The 18,978-nt window shown below is 43.3% G+C and carries 17 protein-coding genes; 9 read left to right on the forward strand and 8 right to left on the reverse strand.

Features of this window, described 5'->3' with window-relative positions; translation table 11 throughout:
• The first annotated feature begins 5 nt into the window (after positions 1–5).
• The gene (locus OH459_RS06090; protein ID WP_269986040.1) at positions 6–1,124 is read left to right on the forward strand and encodes an OmpP1/FadL family transporter; all 1,119 of its coding nucleotides are present in this window, start codon (positions 6–8) and stop codon (positions 1,122–1,124) included.
• 50 nt (positions 1,125–1,174) lie between these two features.
• Here the strand turns inward: OH459_RS06090 and speG are convergent, their stop codons facing one another.
• Positions 1,175–1,705, reverse strand: a complete 531-nt coding sequence (gene speG, locus OH459_RS06095) for a spermidine N1-acetyltransferase (RefSeq protein WP_005452602.1) — start codon at positions 1,703–1,705, stop codon at positions 1,175–1,177.
• Between the two features lie 271 nt (positions 1,706–1,976).
• On the opposite strand from speG, the gene OH459_RS06100 reads away from it, so the two are divergent.
• The 4 genes from OH459_RS06100 (at position 1,977) to OH459_RS06115 (ending at position 5,277) form a co-directional block, all read left to right on the forward strand.
• A complete protein-coding gene (locus tag OH459_RS06100; RefSeq protein ID WP_005452601.1) occupies positions 1,977–2,129 on the forward strand; it encodes a hypothetical protein in 153 nt (50 codons plus the stop codon).
• Positions 2,130–2,739: 610 nt separating this feature from the next.
• The gene (locus OH459_RS06105) at positions 2,740–4,146 is read left to right on the forward strand and encodes a cytochrome-c peroxidase (RefSeq protein ID WP_050934758.1); all 1,407 of its coding nucleotides are present in this window, start codon (positions 2,740–2,742) and stop codon (positions 4,144–4,146) included.
• A gap of 188 nt (positions 4,147–4,334) precedes the next feature.
• Positions 4,335–4,850, forward strand: coding sequence for a GNAT family N-acetyltransferase (locus OH459_RS06110; protein ID WP_269986041.1), 516 nt, complete (start codon positions 4,335–4,337; stop codon positions 4,848–4,850).
• Positions 4,851–4,878: 28 nt separating this feature from the next.
• Positions 4,879–5,277, forward strand: a complete 399-nt coding sequence (locus OH459_RS06115; RefSeq protein ID WP_050922846.1) for an NUDIX hydrolase — start codon at positions 4,879–4,881, stop codon at positions 5,275–5,277.
• A 78-nt stretch (positions 5,278–5,355) separates the two neighbouring features.
• On the opposite strand, the gene OH459_RS06120 is transcribed toward OH459_RS06115, so the two are convergent.
• The 6 genes from OH459_RS06120 to OH459_RS06145 are packed head-to-tail and all read right to left on the reverse strand — an operon-like array spanning position 5,356 to position 10,158.
• Positions 5,356–6,531 carry a tetratricopeptide repeat protein gene (locus tag OH459_RS06120; RefSeq protein WP_269986042.1) on the reverse strand — a complete coding sequence of 392 codons (1,176 nt, stop codon included), beginning with the start codon at positions 6,529–6,531 and terminating at the stop codon, positions 5,356–5,358.
• A gap of 3 nt (positions 6,532–6,534) precedes the next feature.
• Positions 6,535–7,194: an energy transducer TonB gene (locus tag OH459_RS06125; RefSeq protein WP_050934755.1), complete on the reverse strand. Its 660-nt coding sequence runs from the start codon at positions 7,192–7,194 to the stop codon at positions 6,535–6,537.
• Positions 7,166–7,573, reverse strand: coding sequence for an ExbD/TolR family protein (locus OH459_RS06130; protein ID WP_029788407.1), 408 nt, complete (start codon positions 7,571–7,573; stop codon positions 7,166–7,168). Before OH459_RS06130 ends, OH459_RS06125 begins: the two co-directional genes overlap by 29 nt.
• Positions 7,563–8,075 carry a MotA/TolQ/ExbB proton channel family protein gene (locus OH459_RS06135; RefSeq protein ID WP_009697090.1) on the reverse strand — a complete coding sequence of 171 codons (513 nt, stop codon included), beginning with the start codon at positions 8,073–8,075 and terminating at the stop codon, positions 7,563–7,565. Before OH459_RS06135 ends, OH459_RS06130 begins: the two co-directional genes overlap by 11 nt.
• Entirely contained in the window at positions 8,069–9,412 is a 1,344-nt protein-coding gene (locus OH459_RS06140; RefSeq protein WP_050934754.1) for a MotA/TolQ/ExbB proton channel family protein, read from the reverse strand. The genes OH459_RS06135 and OH459_RS06140 overlap by 7 nt, the downstream gene beginning before the upstream one ends.
• A 2-nt stretch (positions 9,413–9,414) precedes the next feature.
• Positions 9,415–10,158, reverse strand: a complete 744-nt coding sequence (locus OH459_RS06145) for a DUF3450 family protein (protein ID WP_050934759.1) — start codon at positions 10,156–10,158, stop codon at positions 9,415–9,417.
• Between the two features lie 519 nt (positions 10,159–10,677).
• Here OH459_RS06145 and OH459_RS06150 point away from each other — a divergent pair.
• From OH459_RS06150 to OH459_RS06165, 4 genes are all read left to right on the forward strand, one after another.
• A complete protein-coding gene (locus OH459_RS06150) occupies positions 10,678–13,023 on the forward strand; it encodes a TonB-dependent receptor plug domain-containing protein (RefSeq protein ID WP_050934745.1) in 2,346 nt (781 codons plus the stop codon).
• A 72-nt stretch (positions 13,024–13,095) separates the two neighbouring features.
• Positions 13,096–14,799: an ABC transporter ATP-binding protein/permease gene (locus OH459_RS06155; protein ID WP_017818576.1), complete on the forward strand. Its 1,704-nt coding sequence runs from the start codon at positions 13,096–13,098 to the stop codon at positions 14,797–14,799.
• Entirely contained in the window at positions 14,796–17,612 is a 2,817-nt protein-coding gene (locus tag OH459_RS06160) for a M16 family metallopeptidase (RefSeq protein ID WP_269986043.1), read from the forward strand. Before OH459_RS06155 ends, OH459_RS06160 begins: the two co-directional genes overlap by 4 nt.
• 77 nt (positions 17,613–17,689) lie before the next feature.
• On the forward strand, positions 17,690–18,166 hold the full coding sequence (locus tag OH459_RS06165) for a hypothetical protein (protein ID WP_029788413.1): 477 nt from the start codon (positions 17,690–17,692) through the stop codon (positions 18,164–18,166).
• A 56-nt stretch (positions 18,167–18,222) separates the two neighbouring features.
• Here the strand turns inward: OH459_RS06165 and OH459_RS06170 are convergent, their stop codons facing one another.
• On the reverse strand, positions 18,223–18,876 hold the full coding sequence (locus OH459_RS06170) for a DsbA family oxidoreductase (RefSeq protein ID WP_050934743.1): 654 nt from the start codon (positions 18,874–18,876) through the stop codon (positions 18,223–18,225).
• Positions 18,877–18,978 lie beyond the last annotated feature (102 nt).

An 18,978-nucleotide genomic window follows, 5' to 3' on the forward strand; every position in this document is an offset into this window, starting at 1 on the left:
ATAATATGAAAAATCTTACCAAATTCGTTGTTGTGGGGTCCCTCCTTTCATGTGCAGCAGCTCAGGCTGGAGGCTTGTACTTGTACGAGACTTCTACCACAGATATTGGTTTAGCCTCTGCTGGTATGGCAGCGCGAGCGCATGATGCCTCAGTAATGGCGGCTAACCCCGCAGGTTTATCCAATGTAGCGGGTCAATCTTTCTCTGGTCATCTGATTAGCTTGTATGGTGATGCAACGCTAGATACCATCGATGGTGGAGATGCCGGTAATATCATAGGTTACGTGCCTCTTGGCTCAGCCTTCTATAGCCAACAGGTAAACGACAAGTGGACTTTAGGCATTGGTATGTATGGGAATTATGGTCTGGGATTGGAATATGACCAGCTTTTTAACCGTATCGATATTCCTAATGCCATCACTCAAGCCGTAACGGTTCAGCCTTCTTCTTCTTACCGTATCAACGAACAGTGGTCTGTGGGTGCTGCGCTTGGCATTCACTACGGGATTCTTGATATGGATGTAAAAGTGGACGGAACTTCGCTAGCCGGTGGTATTGAAGATACCGATGTCCAAGTGAATGGTCGTGTTGGCGCGCTTTATGAGCTGAACTCGGGCACACGTTTAGGTTTATCTTATTCTAGTGAAGCAGAATTCGACTTCGCAGATAAAGACCTGACAACCAGCGCAGTGTTACCTCAACAGGTAGTATTTAGTGCTTATCATGAGCTAAACGACAAACTTGCCCTTATGGGTAACTTGAATTGGCAAGATTGGAGCGCGTACGACACCTTGATGGGAGTGGAAACACAAGATACTTATCAAGTCGCGATTGGATCCCAATACAAGATCAACAGTAAGGTGACATGGAATGCGGGTTTTGCGTTTGATACGAGTATGTACGCAGATCAGTCAAACGGTGACCTTACGATTCCTGCTGGTAAATCTTATCGTTTAGGTACTGGTTTTGATTACAAGATTGATGAAGCAAGCTCGGTATCTGTAGCATTTGAAGCAATGCTAATTGATTCATCTGAAATCAAATTGGCGGGCATTCCCGTTGCGAACTTTGATGACCCAGCGTTGTATTTCCTAAGTGTCGGTTACAACTGGAAAAACCAATAAATCAGTTTAAAACAACGGTAAGCAGGTGTTCGCTTACCGTTGTTTTATTGTTATTGATTATTCTCGAGCTTTTCGCGGTATTGTTCTTGTAGAATGTACATGCGTTTTACGTCACGGTAGCTGCCGTTGATAAAGAACTCTTGCACCAAATGCCCCTCTTCAATAAAGCCGCACTTTTGATATAGGTGAACGGCTTTTTCGTTGTCTAAAGCAACCAAAAGATAGATTTTGTGCAGGTTAAGAATCGAGAACGAATAATCCAAAGCTCGATTGATTACCTCTTCCGCGTAGCCACGTCCTTGATGGTCTGGTGCGATGATGATTTGAAATTCTGCACTACGGTGAATGTAATTAATCTCTATTAACTCTACCAGACCAATTAATACACCATGTTCATCTTCTACGACAAAGCGGCGCTCAGCATCATCGTGAATGTGCTTGCGGTAAAGTTCCTCTAATTCATCATGGGATTCGTACGGCTCTTCAAACCAATACGTCATAATATTGCGGTTGTTGTTGAGGTCGTGAATAAAGCGCAGGTCTGAACGTTCTAAAGCACGAATAGTGAGACCATTTTTCATCGTTTATCTCCAGAGAGCAAAAGCATAATCAAAGGTAATTATGATTCCTCCATCTTAGCTCATTAGGGGGAAATCTCCCCTTTACTTCTCTGAGTTTAAGACGGTAAAAGCGATCTTCGTCATACCCTTACAATCCCTTTAAATATAAGGACTTTGGTAATAATAAAAGTTAATCATAACGACAAAAAACCTGATTAGTTTAAGGGTGCGATTTCAGATTAAATACCGCCAACGACTTAAGGTCATAATCTACATACACAAGGTATTAAATATGTTTTCAATCGGTGACGTAGTAGTAGCTACTAAAGGTATCGAGCTAGGCGAAATGGTTGTTACAGGTCTAAGCAGCGGCGGTTTTTATGCGCACGTTAAAGCTGGCGAAAAAACGCTAACTTACCCAGCTAAAGATCTTAAGAAAGCATAATTTAATTTGCTGACTTGCGAAAAAGGTAGCTCACGAGCTGCCTTTTTTTGTGCCTACAATTCCTTCCTAAATTCCTACTTTATTTCCCTCTGATTTATTTTTATTCAATTTTGATTCATTGTGGTTATACCCAAGTAACCTCGAGATGCTAGGTTCAGCGAGAATGACTTGGTTTGTAGACGCGGCGGCGATTTAAAGATCTAGTCATTCTAAATCAAGAATCGGCAACAAAGTATACAAGCCAAGGCAGCTCGCCCTTTGGGAGCGTGTCATTGACCCGATTGCTGCGTCAAACAACTTGGAAAGAGCTAGCTATTACACTGCGTTGTTTTCCTTACTCTCGAGTCAATGACAGCGCTCTGAATCCTGCATCTTGAAGTCACTTGGGTATATATACCATTTTTGACTCATATCAATAAAAGCTTTGGTTTTAAGTTGTTGTTTTTATGTTGTATTTTTTACTTATCTCCACAAGTGTCTGTTTTTATAAACTTTAGATGTTAAATTAGTTGCTCATCTAAATATTCGATTAATATCAATTCCTTTTTCCCATTTTTAAATATTTGGGCATTTCAATAACTTTCGCCTTAACTGATTTAGGGGAACAGTTATGAATAAAAAGAAAATAGCACTAGGGATCGTGGGAGTTGGTTTGGTGGCTTACTTCGGTACCGTTTACATGGTGAACCAAGACGATAAAAAGGTAGCTCAACAGAATCTGACGCAATTTAGCTCGTTAGATCAATCTACGTTGGATTACCAAGCAATGAAAGTACTGGCAGACAAAGGCTGCGGTTACTGCCATACACCAAATAGCGAAATGCCTTTCTACTCAGAAATACCAGTCGCGAAACAGATAATGGAAGCGGACGTCAAAGTCGCGATGCGCCACTTTGATATGACCAATTTGTTTGATGATGTGAAGCAAAGTGACCCAGTGTCTGAGGTTGCGCTTGCTCGACTTGAGAAAGTGCTTTACGACGATTCCATGCCGCCAGCCATTTACCTAACCATGCACTGGTCAGCAAGCATGTCAAAAGATGAAAAGCACACGCTGTTAAAGTGGATTCGCGAAAAACGATCAGAGCGTCATGCGCAATCGCCTGTATCTGAAGAGCGTAAAGGCAAAGTCCTACAGCCAATTTACACCACGTTTGAAACTGATGCAGATAAAGCTGAGTTGGGTAAGGTGCTTTATCATGACACGCGATTGTCAGGAGACAATAGTGTCTCATGTGCATCATGCCATAGCCTTGATACAGGCGGCGTGGACCGATTAGTAACCTCTGTTGGCATTCATGGTCAAGTCGGTGGTATTAACGCGCCAACTGTTTTCAATGCCGTGTACAACAAACTGCAATTCTGGGATGGTCGTGCTGCAGATCTGCAAGATCAGGCTGGTGGTCCTCCATTTAACCCAATTGAAATGGGCTCTGTGGATTGGGATGAAATTGTCGACAAGTTAAGCCAAGACCCAGAAATGGTCGCGATGTTCAAAAAGGTTTATTCAGGTGACATCAATGGCAACAACATTACGGACGCGATTGCCGAGTTTGAGAAAACGCTTACCACACCAAACAGCCGTTTCGACCAGTATTTGATGGGTAATACGGATGCACTGGACTCACATGAGAAATATGGTTTGATGTTGTTCAAGAAATACGACTGCCAAACCTGTCACGCAGGTGAAGCTATGGGTGGTGAAACGTTTGAAACCATGGGTATGAAAGCCGATTACTTCGCAGACCGTGGCACAGAAATGACCGATGCAGATCTTGGTCGCTACAACTTCACTGGCAATAAAGAAGATAAGCATAAGTTCAAAGTGCCAACGTTACGCAACATTGAACTGACGCCGCCATACTTCCATGATGGTCATGCGGATACGTTAAACAAAGCCATCTACGACATGGGTAAGTATCAAGTCGGTGTGGAGATGTCAGAACAAGAAGTTGATGCTATCAAAGCCTTCCTCAAAACCTTGACGGGTGACTATGAAGGCCGCCCATTGAGTTAAGCTTAAGTAATATGCCAAAGCGAATCTTTGATAAAAGATAGCTCCCACACTTAAGACCACCTTGAACTGAGGTGGTCTTTTTTATGCTCCGAACTCAACCAAATCAGCACTTTAGTGATTGGTTTGTCGACCCTTCTAGATGATAATGACGCCTTAATTTCATCCATATAAAAAGAACGAAAAATATTATGAAAGTGATAGTTAAGAACGCACAAAAACAACACGCTCAAGGCATTACCGAAGTGTTGAACCCAATTATCGAAGAGGGCTTATATACGATTCTCGATACCACCTTTACGACAGAAGAGGAAGAAAGCTTTATTGAGAGCTTTCCTGAAATGGGCGTATTTAATGTGGCATTGAACCTAATCGATGAGAGTGAAGAAGAGGGCACTGTGCTGGGTTTCCAAAACGTAGAGCCTTTCGCCGGTTATACCAAGGCGTTTGCGCACGTTGGTATTATCGGTACCTTCGTTGATGCAAAGTATCGTCGCCAAGGTGTGGCTTCGGTTCTGTTTACCGCTACCTTTGCTGATGCGAAATCGAAAGGTTATGAAAAGCTGTTTGCGTATGTGAGAGAAGACAACCCTAACGCACTTGCCACGTATCTAAAACATGGTTTTGAAGTAGTTGGTACGGCAAAGAAGCACGGCAAGATTAACGGTCAGTATATCAATGAAGTTCTGATTGAGAAGTTTCTCTAACGCTTAGAAGGAAAGCAAGATGCACAATATGCATAAGTCAGCAGGTATCATCATTAAAAACGGCGCACTTCTGGTGTTACGTTCAAAAGGCAAAGACACCTTCTACGCGCCAGGTGGCAAACTTGATAGTGGCGAAACTTCAGAGCAAGCATTATGTCGCGAGCTACATGAAGAAGTGGGGATTAAGGTAACGGAAGAGAACTTGGTATTGTTTGGGCGATTTGAAGCACCAGCGCACGATAAAGACGGCATTACTTTGGTCATGGATGTGTTCTTCGTTAGCGATTACTCGGGCGAGGTGGTTGCCAGTAACGAAATCGAAGAGTGCCAATGGGTAGATTCTTCAAACGTGGATGACATCGCGATAAGCACGATTTTTCGCAATAACGTATTCCCTCAGTTGGTGGAACAAGGACTGGTGAAATAGCGCATCCTTGAGTCACTGATAGAAAGCAACACGCCCGTAATGTGAGAGCATTACGGGCGTTGTCTTTCGAGCTTTGTTCTAATCGTTATTCAGATAATCGATTTGAATCAGCCATTGTTTGGCAGAGCTGTCAAACTTGCCTCCAAGTAAAGATTCCAATAATGATTTTGCTTGTCGATACTGATGCAATTCAAAATGAGCAATTGCTTTAAGCAGTTGCCACCTCTGGTTCTCTGGTTGCTGCTTAATTTGTTGCTTTAATAGCGGGACGGCTTGCTCCCAGCGTTGTTCTGAATAAGCCAGCTGTGCTTTGATGGCTAATGAACTTGCTTGAGATAACGAGTCTAGCAGTTTAATTGCCTGATCACGCTGACGGGATTTTAGCAGCGCGTGAAGTTTCAACTTGTTGACCTTCTCTTGGTATTCTGAAGAAGGCGTATATTCACTCAAAGTGTGATAAGCAAGAGCTGGAGTTTTAGCTTCAAGTTGCAGCTGCGCAAGAAGAATTCGTTGCGGCTCAGTGAGTTTATGTAAATCTTTAACGACGAGAAGTGAGGCAACTGCCTTCGCATTCTGCCCATAGTGAATGTGTGATTGAGCCAAACGCGACCAGAATTTATCTTGGTTTGGATAGAGCTCGGTTACTTTCAACAGCAAGGCATACTCTTTTTCAAATGCTTCTAATCGTTGATAGCTTGCTAAAAGTAATTGATACCGTTGCTGCGTAGCGTCGAGCTTTACTGCAGCTTTCATAATGGTTGCAGTTTCTTGCCACTTCTCAAGCTGATAAGCACTATGTCCTGCGATGGTGCTAACCTCAGCAATTAGTGCGTCCGTCAGTTTGACTTGTCCTTTTTCCAACTCTGATTGGTAGAGTTTTTGCCATACTGCGAATTGGTTCAATACATCGAGGTAACGTTGGTTTTGATAATTGAGCTGCACGGCGAGACGAAGGAGTTGTTCACGATTAGCGGAATTCCTTGTTAGTGTCAGCAATTCGTTTGTTCTGTCGAGGGCACACGACAACATTTCTAGCTTTAAGCAAGCTTGTAAATAAAGGCTTTTTGTCAGTTCTTGAGTTTCCGCATTACTACCTTGGTGGTTATCATGAAATCGTGCAAAGGCATTTATCTCGAAGTCGTCACGCTCCAAAAAACGGCTTAATTTCTGGTATTGCTCAAATGTCTCAATGTCCACTTGTGCATGCGTTGTAAAGCTGAGAAAGGCTAAGCAGAGCAGGGCTGTAAATCTCACTATTTAGTCCTCTAAGCTGTAGTTCAATGTAACTTGTTGCCACTGTTCTCCAGATTGTGGAGGAACAAACTTCCAGCGCATTACGGAGCGCAATGATGAGCGAAGAAAAACGCCTTTCGGAGACTCTTCAACCACTTTGTACTGTATTGCTTCACCTTGTTGGCTTATTAACAAAGAGAAAGTGATGTGCCCTTCAATACCGTTTCGTTTGGCTTTCGTCGGGTATTTTGGGGGAATCTGATAAGTGGGTTTTGCCATCACAACCTGAGATTGAAATTGACTGCCTTGATGAACACCCGCTCCCGAAAAAGAAAAATCAAAAGTTAAATGGACATCTATTTCATCACTGGGTTTAAAAGTAACCTCCGGCAACGTGACCATGCTGTCCATATCTGGGATGGTAAAGTCAACCAACGCAGGACGAGCAGGAGCTGAAGTAGGCGCGCTTGCAACCACGACAGGCTTAGTAACCTCAAGCTCCTTGGGCTTTTTGTGCGATATGATTGTTTGGACATAGATCTGGTTTGAACTACGTTCTGGTTTTGCCCTAGGCGTTGATATCAAAAGGTGCAGGAGAGCAACCAATAGCAAATTGATGAATACAGCAGCTGCCAATATACCTAGCAGTTTTGATTTACTGCTCTTTGGTAGCGATAGCAACATTGTTTAGCCCTGATAAGCGTAAAGTGTCAATGACGGAAATGAGCGTTCCCGTATCTAAGCTGCGGTCAGCATTTACGATCGCATTGGTTGGCTTCTTATCGACCAAGTAAGCTTTTACTTGGAATTGAAGCTGGCTGAGGTTGACGTTTTGTCCGTTAAACCAAATATTATGATCGCGATCGACACTCACCGAAATGGTTTCTGCTTTTGGTTTCAATGATGAGCTGGATGCACTGGGTCTATCGACTTCCATCGTCGACTCTTTTTGAAAGTTCGCCGATAAAATAAAAAAGATCAGCAGAATAAAAACCACGTCGATCAAAGGAGTAAGGTCAACTTGAGGTGACTCTTCTCTATCTGTGAAGGATTTAATTTTCATAGGATTTCCATTGATTGGCGAAGTGGACTAAAAGTTTTTCCTGCTGTCTCTTGAGGTTGTAAGCTAGGTACATACCAGACAGTGCTGCGAGCAATCCTGCTAGTGTGGTGAGCATCGCTTGGCTGATGCCTTCTGACACTGCGTTTAGAACATCATCGCTGTTCAATTGCTCAAAACAGGTCATCATGCCATCCACTGTGCCGAGTAACCCAAGCATTGGCAGAATTCGGACAAAAAGACGTATCTCATTAAGTCCAACACTGAGGTGTTGTCTAATCTCGCTTAACCATCCATTTTCAAGGTAGAGGCGCTCGTTGTCCTGAATACCGGAGTATTGCTTGATCTTTTGCGAGAACTGAGTGTTTAAGTCCGTGCTCTTTAAGGTATGAAAACGCAAGTAACAATGTAGGATGAGACCCCACATAACAAGTGAAACTAAGCCGATAGACCACATAATTGGGTGATCCATCGGTAAGCGTGCAGCGAGCACTTGCTCTAGCATGTTCCTTGGTTCCCATAACGAATATCTACAACCAAACTGGTTACTTGATGCTCTATGATTTCTGCAAGTTGCTGAGCTTGAGTTTTAACTAAGCAATGCAAGATGAGCAGAGGAACGGCAACCAGAAGTCCCAGCTTGGTCGTGAGTAGTGCCTCAGCAATACCGCCAGAAAGCAGTTCTCCATCTGTGACGCCTTGAGAGGTGATCACTGAAAAGGTCTCAATCATGCCGCCAACGGTTCCGAGCAGTCCCATTAACGGAGCAATGGCTGCTAGTACGGCTAAGGTACCTATACCTCTGTGCAGCCAAGGCATTTCTCGACTCACGTTTGCATCTACTACATCTTCCATTTGCTGATGAGCATTGCAGTTTTTCAGTTGCATGAGTACACGACCTAACATGTTGTTTTCTGAAAGTTCATCCAACTGACTCGCTTGTTTTTTTACCGCCTGCTTTTCTTTCGTCAAAGTAATCAAGCGAGCAATTCCGATAGAAAAGCCAATTACGGCTAGAACAACAATAAGCGCACCAACCATGCCTGCAGCCAAGTAGCTCTCGTACCATTTCGGTTGATTCGCTAAAACATCAAAACCAAATCCAAAGCTTGGATCGACTGCCCATTGTCCTTGTGTGATATCAAGCTGCGGTTGTGGTGAGACTTGTCGCCATTGTTGACGAGCTCCATCAAATTTCAACCAACCATAATCTTGCGAAAACTGACTAAATGCCCCCACTAGTTGAACTGGTGCTTTTTCAATGTTTCCGTTGGGAAGCAGTATCTCTCCCTTTACAACGTTTACTCGGCTGGAGGCTGAGATTTGTTGAACCATCGCAAGCCAGAGGTTATTGATAGAAGCAATGCTGAAATTATTTTTCTGAACAGGTAAGAGTGTTTGGCTATCAAACCATGTAGCGAGAGGTTTATTGTTAGAGATAAAGTTGTTTTGTTGCGCGGATGTCAGCTCTATAACCTCTTCAATATCCGCCTGTGCAAGCTGCACTTGTTTTTGTTTGTCACTCAGCTTTTCTTGAAGTGCGATAATGGCTTCTTCAAGCTTCGCATTGCTTGAATTCAACTCTTGCAGCTTGAGTTGTAGGGATTCAACCTGCCCATTAACCTCTTGAAGCTGATGACTTTTTTGTGATTTCAATTGCTTGTAACGTTGAATGTCTTCTTTGCTGCTTTGTTCTACACGCTTAAAAATTTCTTGAAGAGTGTCATTTCCGCTACGTTCTTCGATGGTATTGGCACCTACTGCTGGAGCAATATTAAAAATAACCAGTAAAGTGGCACTCAACAGGTGTGAATAGTTTGATTTCCAGAGGAAGTTTTTCATGTTTACTGCGCCTTTGGAAGGGTAAGAACAGGGTAGGTCATGCCGCTGTTGAACGCGGTAAGTGCTCGCTCAACCTGCTTGGTTTCATCCACTGATAATGTCATCCATTGTTGGCTTTCTGATTGCCATACGCCAGCAGTTGCAGCATCAAGTGATAGGTAGTAATAACCTAGACGACCAACTCTCAGGTATTGAACTTCTTGATTAGGCGTTAATCGGCCAAACCAAGCTTTTACTTGAGACCCGTATTGGAGCTCGGTTTGATAAGCGATAAGGATGCGTTCGAGTTTTTCCGCATCGGTCAATTGAGGGTTATCTAGCTCTGATGTCAGTTGCTGTACCCGTTCAAGTCTTGAATCTCTATCAAAAGGGATATCCGCTAAAACCAGTTCCTTGAGCGTCGTCGTCATTTGCTCTAATAACGGATACAAGTTCACTTTAGTTTGGCGGATGTTCTCCATCTTGCCATCTAAGTTTTGAATCGCATTTTCCAGTTGTTGAAGCTGTTTGGTGAGCTGCTGCTGGTAGCGAGACTGTAACCGGATTTCGTGGTCGAGGTTTCTTACCACTTCACGTTGCAATTGTGTTTGGTCATCAATGATCTCGACCTTTTTTTGCTCCGAAGATGATAATTCGATATTACCAACTTGCTCTTGAAGGTGCTGGATAGTGTTTGATTCTGCAAAAACTGTGTTTTGCAGACAAAGTGAGAGTATTGCTAAGGGTGTAAAACGAGGTTGAATCATCAGTTTGAGCACTGTTTTTGGTTGGTCTTATTCTAACGAATAATCTTAAAGTCTTGGGAATGATAATTGTTTTTAATTGGAAGTGAAGCGTTATTTTTTACTCTACTCTTGGTTTTTTGAGTTAAGTTGATGAATTTTAATTAATTAAAAAATAAATGAACTCAGATGGAAAATGAGTTGTCAGAAATTACCGTTATAACTACGCGTTTTTCATTTTATCGATTGCGTTAACAAAAATGATTTTTTTATAAAAAACTCATGTTAACGAAATGTTTGCGTATTCGTTTGTTTTTGACATTTTATTCCAAATGAGAGTTGGTTTCATTTGGCTCTTTTCGCATAAGGGATTTGAGAGAGTTAGACTTGTTTTTATAGGCTGAGTGAATGTTATCTATTTATTAATAGAACAAGGTATCTAACACATTATTCTGCGCTTATCACAGCTGTTAGTGGGATTTACTTGCTGAATGACTTGTTGATAGCATTAATGATAACGATTATCACTTACAAGCTTTTACAATGCACCCTTTCAACAAAACTTTGCTTGCAGCGACCATTGCGTCGCTATGTTCCGTATCTAACGTTTATGCAGAAACGGAAACGCCGTCCGAAACTCCATCTGATCTAACTGTAAATGTGACAGACACAAGAGATGATGAGCTTTCAACTAAACAAACACTTGATGCTGATGACATTAAAGACACTCCTTCATCTAACGGCAACTTAACTGACTACCTAAAAGACAACCCAAATGTTCGTTTTGCTGGGGGTGATTTAGATGGTTTACAAGGTGGTGAGATTAAGCCTACGTCAATATCGATCAATGGCGCTGAGCCTGAGCAAACGGCTTATCTGCTAGATGGTATTAATGTAAACAACGATATCGACCCTAGTCACTCATTGTTCGATGGCTCAATGGCGGTAAACCCAAGTAAAAGTTCTGAGCAAGCGTATTTCTTTGATGCAAACCTTTTGTCGGGAATTACGGCATACACTAGTGATGTTCCAGTAAGTCTAGGTGGTTTTACCGGAGGTGCTGTTGTTGCTGAAACTCGCCAATACAGCGGTGAGAATCGAGTAAAACTTCGTTATAGAGGTACACAGTCTGATTGGGCTTCTATTCATATTGATGATCATGTAAAAGCGGCTACTGAGAGTCTTGAGCCACTTGGCGCTGACGCGACATATCAGCCTAAATACAAAAAGAATTTCTTTAGCGTGATGGCTGAGCAAGCGCTAACTGATGACGTTGGTATGGTGCTTGGTTTTAGCCGCCGAGATTCTGATATCCAGCAAACAAGACTTTTGAACCCAACAGGTAAGCGTGACAAACAAGATCACACTCGTCGCTCTGATAACTTTTTGGCGAACTTCAACTGGACGCCAGATGTGGATCATAGTTTAGAGTTTGGCTTGCGTTTGTCTGACTACAGTGAAGGTAAATACTATGCTACCAACACCGAAGGGGATGTAACGGATACTCACTTAGCATACGGTTCAACGATCAAATGGACACAGAAGCTTGGTGCAGGTTCTTTCTCAGCAACTGCAGCTTACGACAAATTCAGAGACGAGAGAGATTCATCATCAAACGATGCTAACGTTTATATCGAATTTGATCCTTCGTTTGAATACTACGAAGGCGGTTACGGTGATAGTCAAATGACTCAGCAGAATATTAATCTGAAGCTTACCTATGACTTTGATTTAATTGAAACTGGTCCGCTAACACACTTAATCTCATTGGGTGCTGATTACCGTAAAACAGACTTCAAGTTTAATCGTGATCATGATGTAAACATCAACACGCTTATGACTTGGGGTGGTGTGGAGTTCAATAGATCTGCTGAAACGCTAAATGCTGGTTCGGTTGATACTGACTACCAAGATTACGCGCTGTATGTTGAGGACCAAATCCAAATTGGTAATTTGACGCTTCGCCCGGGCATCCGAGTTGATCGCGACGACTTTTTAGAGAATACCAACGTGGCACCGCGCTTTGTTTCTTCGTTGCAAGTAACGAGAGATACCAATGTTAGCTTCGGTCTAAACCGTTACTACGGTCGTTCTTTCGCTATGATGAAGCTGACTGGTGAGATTCAAGAGCTTAACAAAGATACATCACGCGATTACTCGTCTCTGAACAACCTAGAGACCCCTCATGCAGATGAAGTGACGTTTGGTGTAACTCAAAATATCGATAACTTCGTGCTCTCAGCTAACTATGTTAGCCGTAATTACAAAGATCGAATTCGAGCGAAAGAACTCGGTGGAAGCGGCTCTAAAGTTGTTTCTTACGTGAATACTGAAAGCTACAACGTAGATGTATACACGATTCAAGCAAGAAACATTAAGCCTTGGGTATTAGGTCCGACTTACTGGACAACAACCTTGGCTGCAGATTTGACTAAGACTGATGAGTCTACTCTTGGCAATGGTTACAACGATAATGACCTTATTTATCTCGACGGTAAATTGATGACTCGTAAAGAAGCGGAACGTCAAGTTAACAGCAGTGGAGAAGAGTGGATCATTCGCCTAGGTCTTGATATGGCTGTACCTGAATATGACGTTGTTTGGGCGAACAAAGTGTACATTAAAGCACCAGTTAAAGACACCGAGTACTCAACGGATTCAGCTGAAGGTATCGAGATGTACTACAGCTATGATCACGGTACTCACACTCAATGGGATACTCGCCTACGTTACCAACCAAGCTTGTACGGCACTCACTCTGGTTACATTCAAATTGATGTACTTAACGTATTAGATGATGTTCGCCAGAAGGGATTATCTTCGACGTCTAGCAACGCAACCTTCTCTCCAGGTCGTGAGTTCTGGCTAGAGCTAGGTTACGAATTCTAATCTATTTTCTTTTGTTTGATTAAGGGTAACCAGTAGTTTTGGCTGCTGGTTGCCTTGTCGTTTTGGTGCAACATGTCTAACCATTCTCCCCTGTCTTTAAAAGACAAACCTTTCCTTGCGCAAGTATGGTCACTTGCACACCCTTATTGGCGTAGTGATGAAAAGCGCATTGCTTGGCTGCTTTTGGGCTTAGTCGTCGGTTTAAATTATCTGATCGTTGAGGTAGCGGTTCTTTACAGTAACTGGAACCGTGACTTCTTCAATCTTATGCAAAACGAAGAATGGAATAACTTTTGGAATATGCTGGGGCAATTTGTGTTGATCATGGCGGTTTACACGGTTGTTGATTTGGCCGAGGAGTATTTACGCAGAACATTGCGGATCCGTTGGCGTCGGTGGTTAACCCATGCATTTTTACAAAAATGGTTGGGTGGAAAGCGTTTGTACCGACATCAACTGACCTATCCAGACAGTGATAACCCAGATCAGCGTATCTCTCAGGATGTGAAGGATTTTTGCGATAATACTTTAAAGATGGGACTTGGTTTACTTCGAACTGTGACAAGTCTGTTCTCGTTTGTGGTCATCTTGTGGAACCTGTCTGGCAGCTTTACGTTTGAGTTTGCTGGGAGCGAATGGGTGCTTCCGGGCTACATGGTTTGGGTTGCTATCATTTACTCTATCGTCGGTACTTGGTTAACACACAAGATCGCAAAACGTTTGGTGCCACTTAACTTTGAACAAGAAAAAAGTGAAGCAGACTTTCGTTTTCATTTGATGCGAGTGCGTGAACATGCTGAATCCATTGCATTACAGCGTGGTGAACTTGCTGAAAACCATCGCACACAAAATCTGTTTAGCAAGGTTTGGGACAACTGGCAGCAACTTACAGGTATGAAGCTAAAATACGGCGCGTTCACGAGTGGCTATAACGAAGTTGCGCGTATTTTTCCATATTTGGTCGCTTCGCCGCGCTTGATGAGCGGCGCACTTCAATTGGGCGATATGATGCAAACTGCGACTGGCTTCTACCGAGTACAAGAAGCCTTCAGCTGGTTTGTTGACTCTTATGAAGAGGTCGCAGATTGGCGTGCAGTCACTGATCGTCTTATTACTTTCCACACTCAGTTAGAGATGTTACCGACTACTAACGCTCTACCATTATCAAAACAACCGGAGTGGCGCGATCTCAACTTGTTCTCTCCGAACCAGCAGACTTTGTTGTCTGAACAAAGCGGATCTATTCATCAAAGCATCACTATTAAAGGTGTTTCTGGCGGTGGTAAAAGTACCTTTATTCGCTCGCTTGCGGGTTTATGGCCATATCAAAGTGGCGACATCAGCATGCCTGACGACAGCGAGTGTATGTTTATTCCTCAGAAACCGTATTTGCCGAACGCAACATTACGCGAAATCTTATTGTATCCAAGCGGCGGTTTAGTCTCTGACGATGTGCTCATCGATGCATTAAATCAAGCCGGTATTGCGAAGTTTGCTGAACAAATGGATCGGCAAAGTAACTGGCAACAAAGCGTTTCTGGCGGCGAGCTTCAGAAAATCATGTTAGCGAGAAGCCTAGTTCAAAAACCGCAGTGGTTGTTCTTAGATGAGGCAATGTCAGCACTTGATCCTGAAAGTTATCGTTCTATTCGCGCGGTTATGGCAGAGCAGTTACCAGAGACACATGTTGTAGAAGTCTCTCATCGTGAAGGTGGGGCAGAAGAACAAAATCAGATCACCTTATGTACTCAAACTCAATCGTTCAAATATTCATGAAGATTAATAAATTACTGATCCTGACAAGCGGCGTCTTTTTAAGTGCTTGTCAGGTACTTGCGCCAAATAAAACGGTGGAGTCGTCCCTCGATCTTACACAAGCACTGACTTTTGATCGTCGTGCGGACGTTGGGCAACTAGAAAATGGGCTGAGCTATTACATAGCAGAAAACACCAATCCTGAATCGCGGGTCTACGTTCGTCTGGTTGTGAATGCTGGCTCAATGAACGAGGAAGATGACCAGCGTGGTGTTGCTCATATTGTTGAACATATGGCGTTTAATGGCACCAAGCATTATCCCGAGAACGAAGTAATCAAGGTTTTGGAAGAAGCGGGCATGAAGTTTGGCGTGGACATCAACGCTTTTACGGACTTTGAGAACACCGTCTACACATTGAACCTTCCAAACAACAATCCAGAAACTCTCGAGTTGGTGATGGATGTTGTGTCAGATTGGGCAAGTAATGTCACCATGCTGAAAGGCGACTTAGACGCAGAGCGTGGCATTGTATTGGAGGAATGGCGCGCTCGATTGGGACCAATGTTACGTTTAGGGGATAAGAAGAGTGCGATTGAGATGGCCGGTTCCCGATACGTAACTCGTGACCCAATTGGTGATCCTTATACCATCCAACATGTCTCGAAATATCGTGTTGCTGATTTCTATAACAAGTGGTATCGCCCGGACAATATGTCGATTGTCATCGTGGGTGACGTCAACACTGAGCAAATGAAACAACTCATTTCGCGTAAGCTAGGTCATGACCGCACGCCAGATACGCCGCTGGAAAAAGTAGATTATAGTATTCCGCTCATCGATGGTTGGCGCAGCGACACGGTTTCTGAAGAGGGATATTCATCACCTTCCGTTGAAGTCAGTTTCTTTTCTGAGTTCAAGCCTGATCTCAGCTACGCACGCTACCAAGATGATCTTGCACATCAAATCGCGACTCGTTTGCTCAATGTACGTTTGCAACGTTGGGAACAAGATGAAGACAATGTAGTTAATGCGGCAAACTTCTATTCATCAAATGTTGGAAGAGAAACGACGCAAGCAGTGTTCTCTCTACAGTTGGTTGACGGTGATTATGAGCAAGCAACTCAGGGCTTATTTAAGTTTGTTTCTCAGCTAGCTCAACACGGCTTTTCTGAGCAAGAGATCAACGGCGAAATCAGCCGCTTGAAAGGTGTGATTGAAAGAGGGAAAGACAAAAAAGACTATAGCATCGATCTTGCTGGCGACTTAATGGTGTCAGCGGCAAGTGGACAAACCTTGATCGACAAGGAACAAGCTTATCAGCTTAACAAGTACTTCTTAGAGCGCATTACGCTGCAACAAGTGAATGATGCTTTCAAGCAGATCATCGCACCTAAGTCACGATTGATTCTGTTAACCCAACCTTCTGATAAGCGTAAGCCAAAACTAGATGAGAAATGGGTAGAAGGAGTATGGCAAACCACGATGCAAGAGCAGCAACCACCGTGGTTTATTGATGAAAGCCAAGCCGTATTGCCTGTGGTCGATCCGAAAGTGGGGAGCGTAAAGCAAGAACGAAAGTGGGCGGAGCACCGAATCACTGAGTATCGCTTAAGTAACGGGAGCAAATTGGTTTACCGTTATAGTGATAGCAATCCGGGTCAGGTGCACTTTAAAGCGCTTACTGCTGGTGGGACGCGCTCAATTCCTCAACAAGATTATCATGCGTTAAAAACGGCGGTTAGCTTAGTGGATGATACCGGAGTGGGCGTTGTACCTCAGGCGGATATTCAAACTATTTTCCGCGGCAATCCAGTGGTGATGTCTACACTCGTCGATGAGTACCAACAAGGATTCTCTGGTTGGGCGAAGACTGAGAGCTTCGAAAAAATGTTGAAGCTTTTTCATCTTAAATTAGCCGCAAGCCCTATTTCGGAGAAGTCGTTGAAAGAGTATCAAGTTGAGATGGCGCAAAAACTTAATGGTGCTCGATTTGATGGTGCAGATCGATTTGTTCGCAAAGTCTCAGAGTTACGTTTCCCTGATATTCCTACGGTTTATAGCGACAATGGGGAACGTGCTGCAAGCTATACAGTTCAAGGTCTGAGCGAGGTGTATCAGAAGTATGTTGCGGGAAAAACGGACTATACCTATTTCGTTGTGGGTGACATATCTGCGGCTCAAATTGAATCTCTGGCTGCGCGCTACCTTGCTTCAATCAAGGTAAAAGAAGTTTCTCGTGAGTACTATGAAGTGAAAGCGTCTTCACCAAAAGTACGTTACAGCACGCCAGATTCAAAAGAGCCGAGGGCAGAAGTCGAAATCTACCTAACTCAAGATTCACAGTGGCGACCTGACAATGCTTACTATTTGGAGCTCAGTGGCGAACTGGTTCAGGAGCAACTTCGCCTTAAACTTCGTGAGCAGGCCTCAGGTGTTTATGGTGTAGCGAGTTGGTTCTGGCAAGATATTCATAGCCCTCAAGCGGAAGGGCGAATCCTATTCACTTGTGCACCTGAGCGCGTGGATGAATTGATCTCTCTGACTCATTCGGTGTTGAACTCTGTGGCTGAAACAGGGGCTGATGAACAAGTATTAGAAAACAAACTGCTGCAACGCGATGATCAGATTGATCGTTATCTACGTTCTGATTTAGGGATGTTAAATGCGATGGAGCAATCGTACCTTCTTACCGATAGCCCACGATTGATTCAAGCACAACGTAGAGCAAACAGTGAAGCAAGCAAACAGAAAGTGGATGCAATTATGCGTCAGTTCTTGAATCAAGCGACACGTTTTGAAGCAGTGTTATTACCAGAAAACACAGCTAAATAATCGTGTTACCAATTAAGTAAAGGCTTCAACCACGTGATAGTAGAAGTCAGAGCGTGGTTGAGGTTTAGGTTAAAGAGATGAAAAAACAACGACTAATAGGATTATTAGCAGCGGTCGCATTTAGCGCAAATGCAGGTTTGGAACTGACTAACACCTATCAAGATTGGGAACACTACGAATCTAAGAGTTTTGATACCGGCGAAGCTGTAATCCTTGGGGTTTCAAGTGTCAGAAGTGACGCTAACGTTGATACTGTTGCATTGCGATGCACGACAGAAGGTGTGAACTTACTCTTTTTTAACGGCTTGTTACGAGAAGAGTTGGGCTACGCAGCGAAAGCATCATTAGACAATGGACAAGCGTTTACTATGGATGTTTGGATCAAAGGAAAGACACATTGGGCTACAGTGCCAGTCGAGCAACTTAATGATTTTTACCAAGCAAATTCGCTGAAGGTTGAGTTGAAAGGCGATGCACCAAAAGTTGAAAAGGTAGACGTGTCTTTGCGAGGTTTTAAAACCATGTATCAGACCTTGATACCAAGCTGTAAGTAAATACATAGATAGGCGTATCGAAGTGAACGATATGCCTATCTCGCGAGTCTTCAACCTTACTGTCCTAACTTCTCCGCATACTCTGTTAGGATTTGTTTATACACTTCCACTGGTTGTGCGCCTGTCACAGCACTTTCCATATTGAACACCACTGTTGGTACTGAGCTCACGCCAAGTTGATGCCATTGGCTTTCTTGATACTCGATAGAGTCAGCATTACTTGCATCGTCTAGGGTGGCGATGCCCATATTTGCATCTAAACCAATGTCAGTCAGAATCGCTGCCAGTGTGCTTCGGTCAGAGACATCTTTGCGTTGACCAAAGAACGCAGTAAACAGGGCTAACTTCAATTCAGTTTGCTTACCAAATTGCTCCGCCCATTGCAGCAGTACGTGCGCATCTCGCGTATTGACCATCTTCATGTCATCAAAGTAATCAAAGTCGAACCCCACTTCTTTACCTAGATTAGTCAGGTTATCACGTGCACGAACACTGTCTTCCGGTGTTGTGCCGTATTTATTCGCTAGGTGCTGGCGTAGGTTTTCTCCTTCTGCTGGCATGTTTGGGTTCAATTCGAACGGTTGCCATTCCAACTCAATTTTGTCTTCCAATCCTAGCTCTTGAATTGCTTGTTGTAAGCGTTTGTAGCCGATGATGCACCAAGGGCAAACCACATCTGAAACTACATCGATTTTGATTACTGATTCCATAAAGCAGACCTTACTTTTTCGAGTTATAAAATGGATATGGAGACCAAGAGTGTTAATTCAACCAGTTACCTTTTAGTAACCTGATGCTTTTCTCTCCGCGTT

It is taken from the genome of Vibrio sp. MM46 (genome assembly GCF_027587135.1).
GTDB classification, from domain to species: Bacteria; Pseudomonadota; Gammaproteobacteria; order Enterobacterales; family Vibrionaceae; genus Vibrio; species Vibrio harveyi.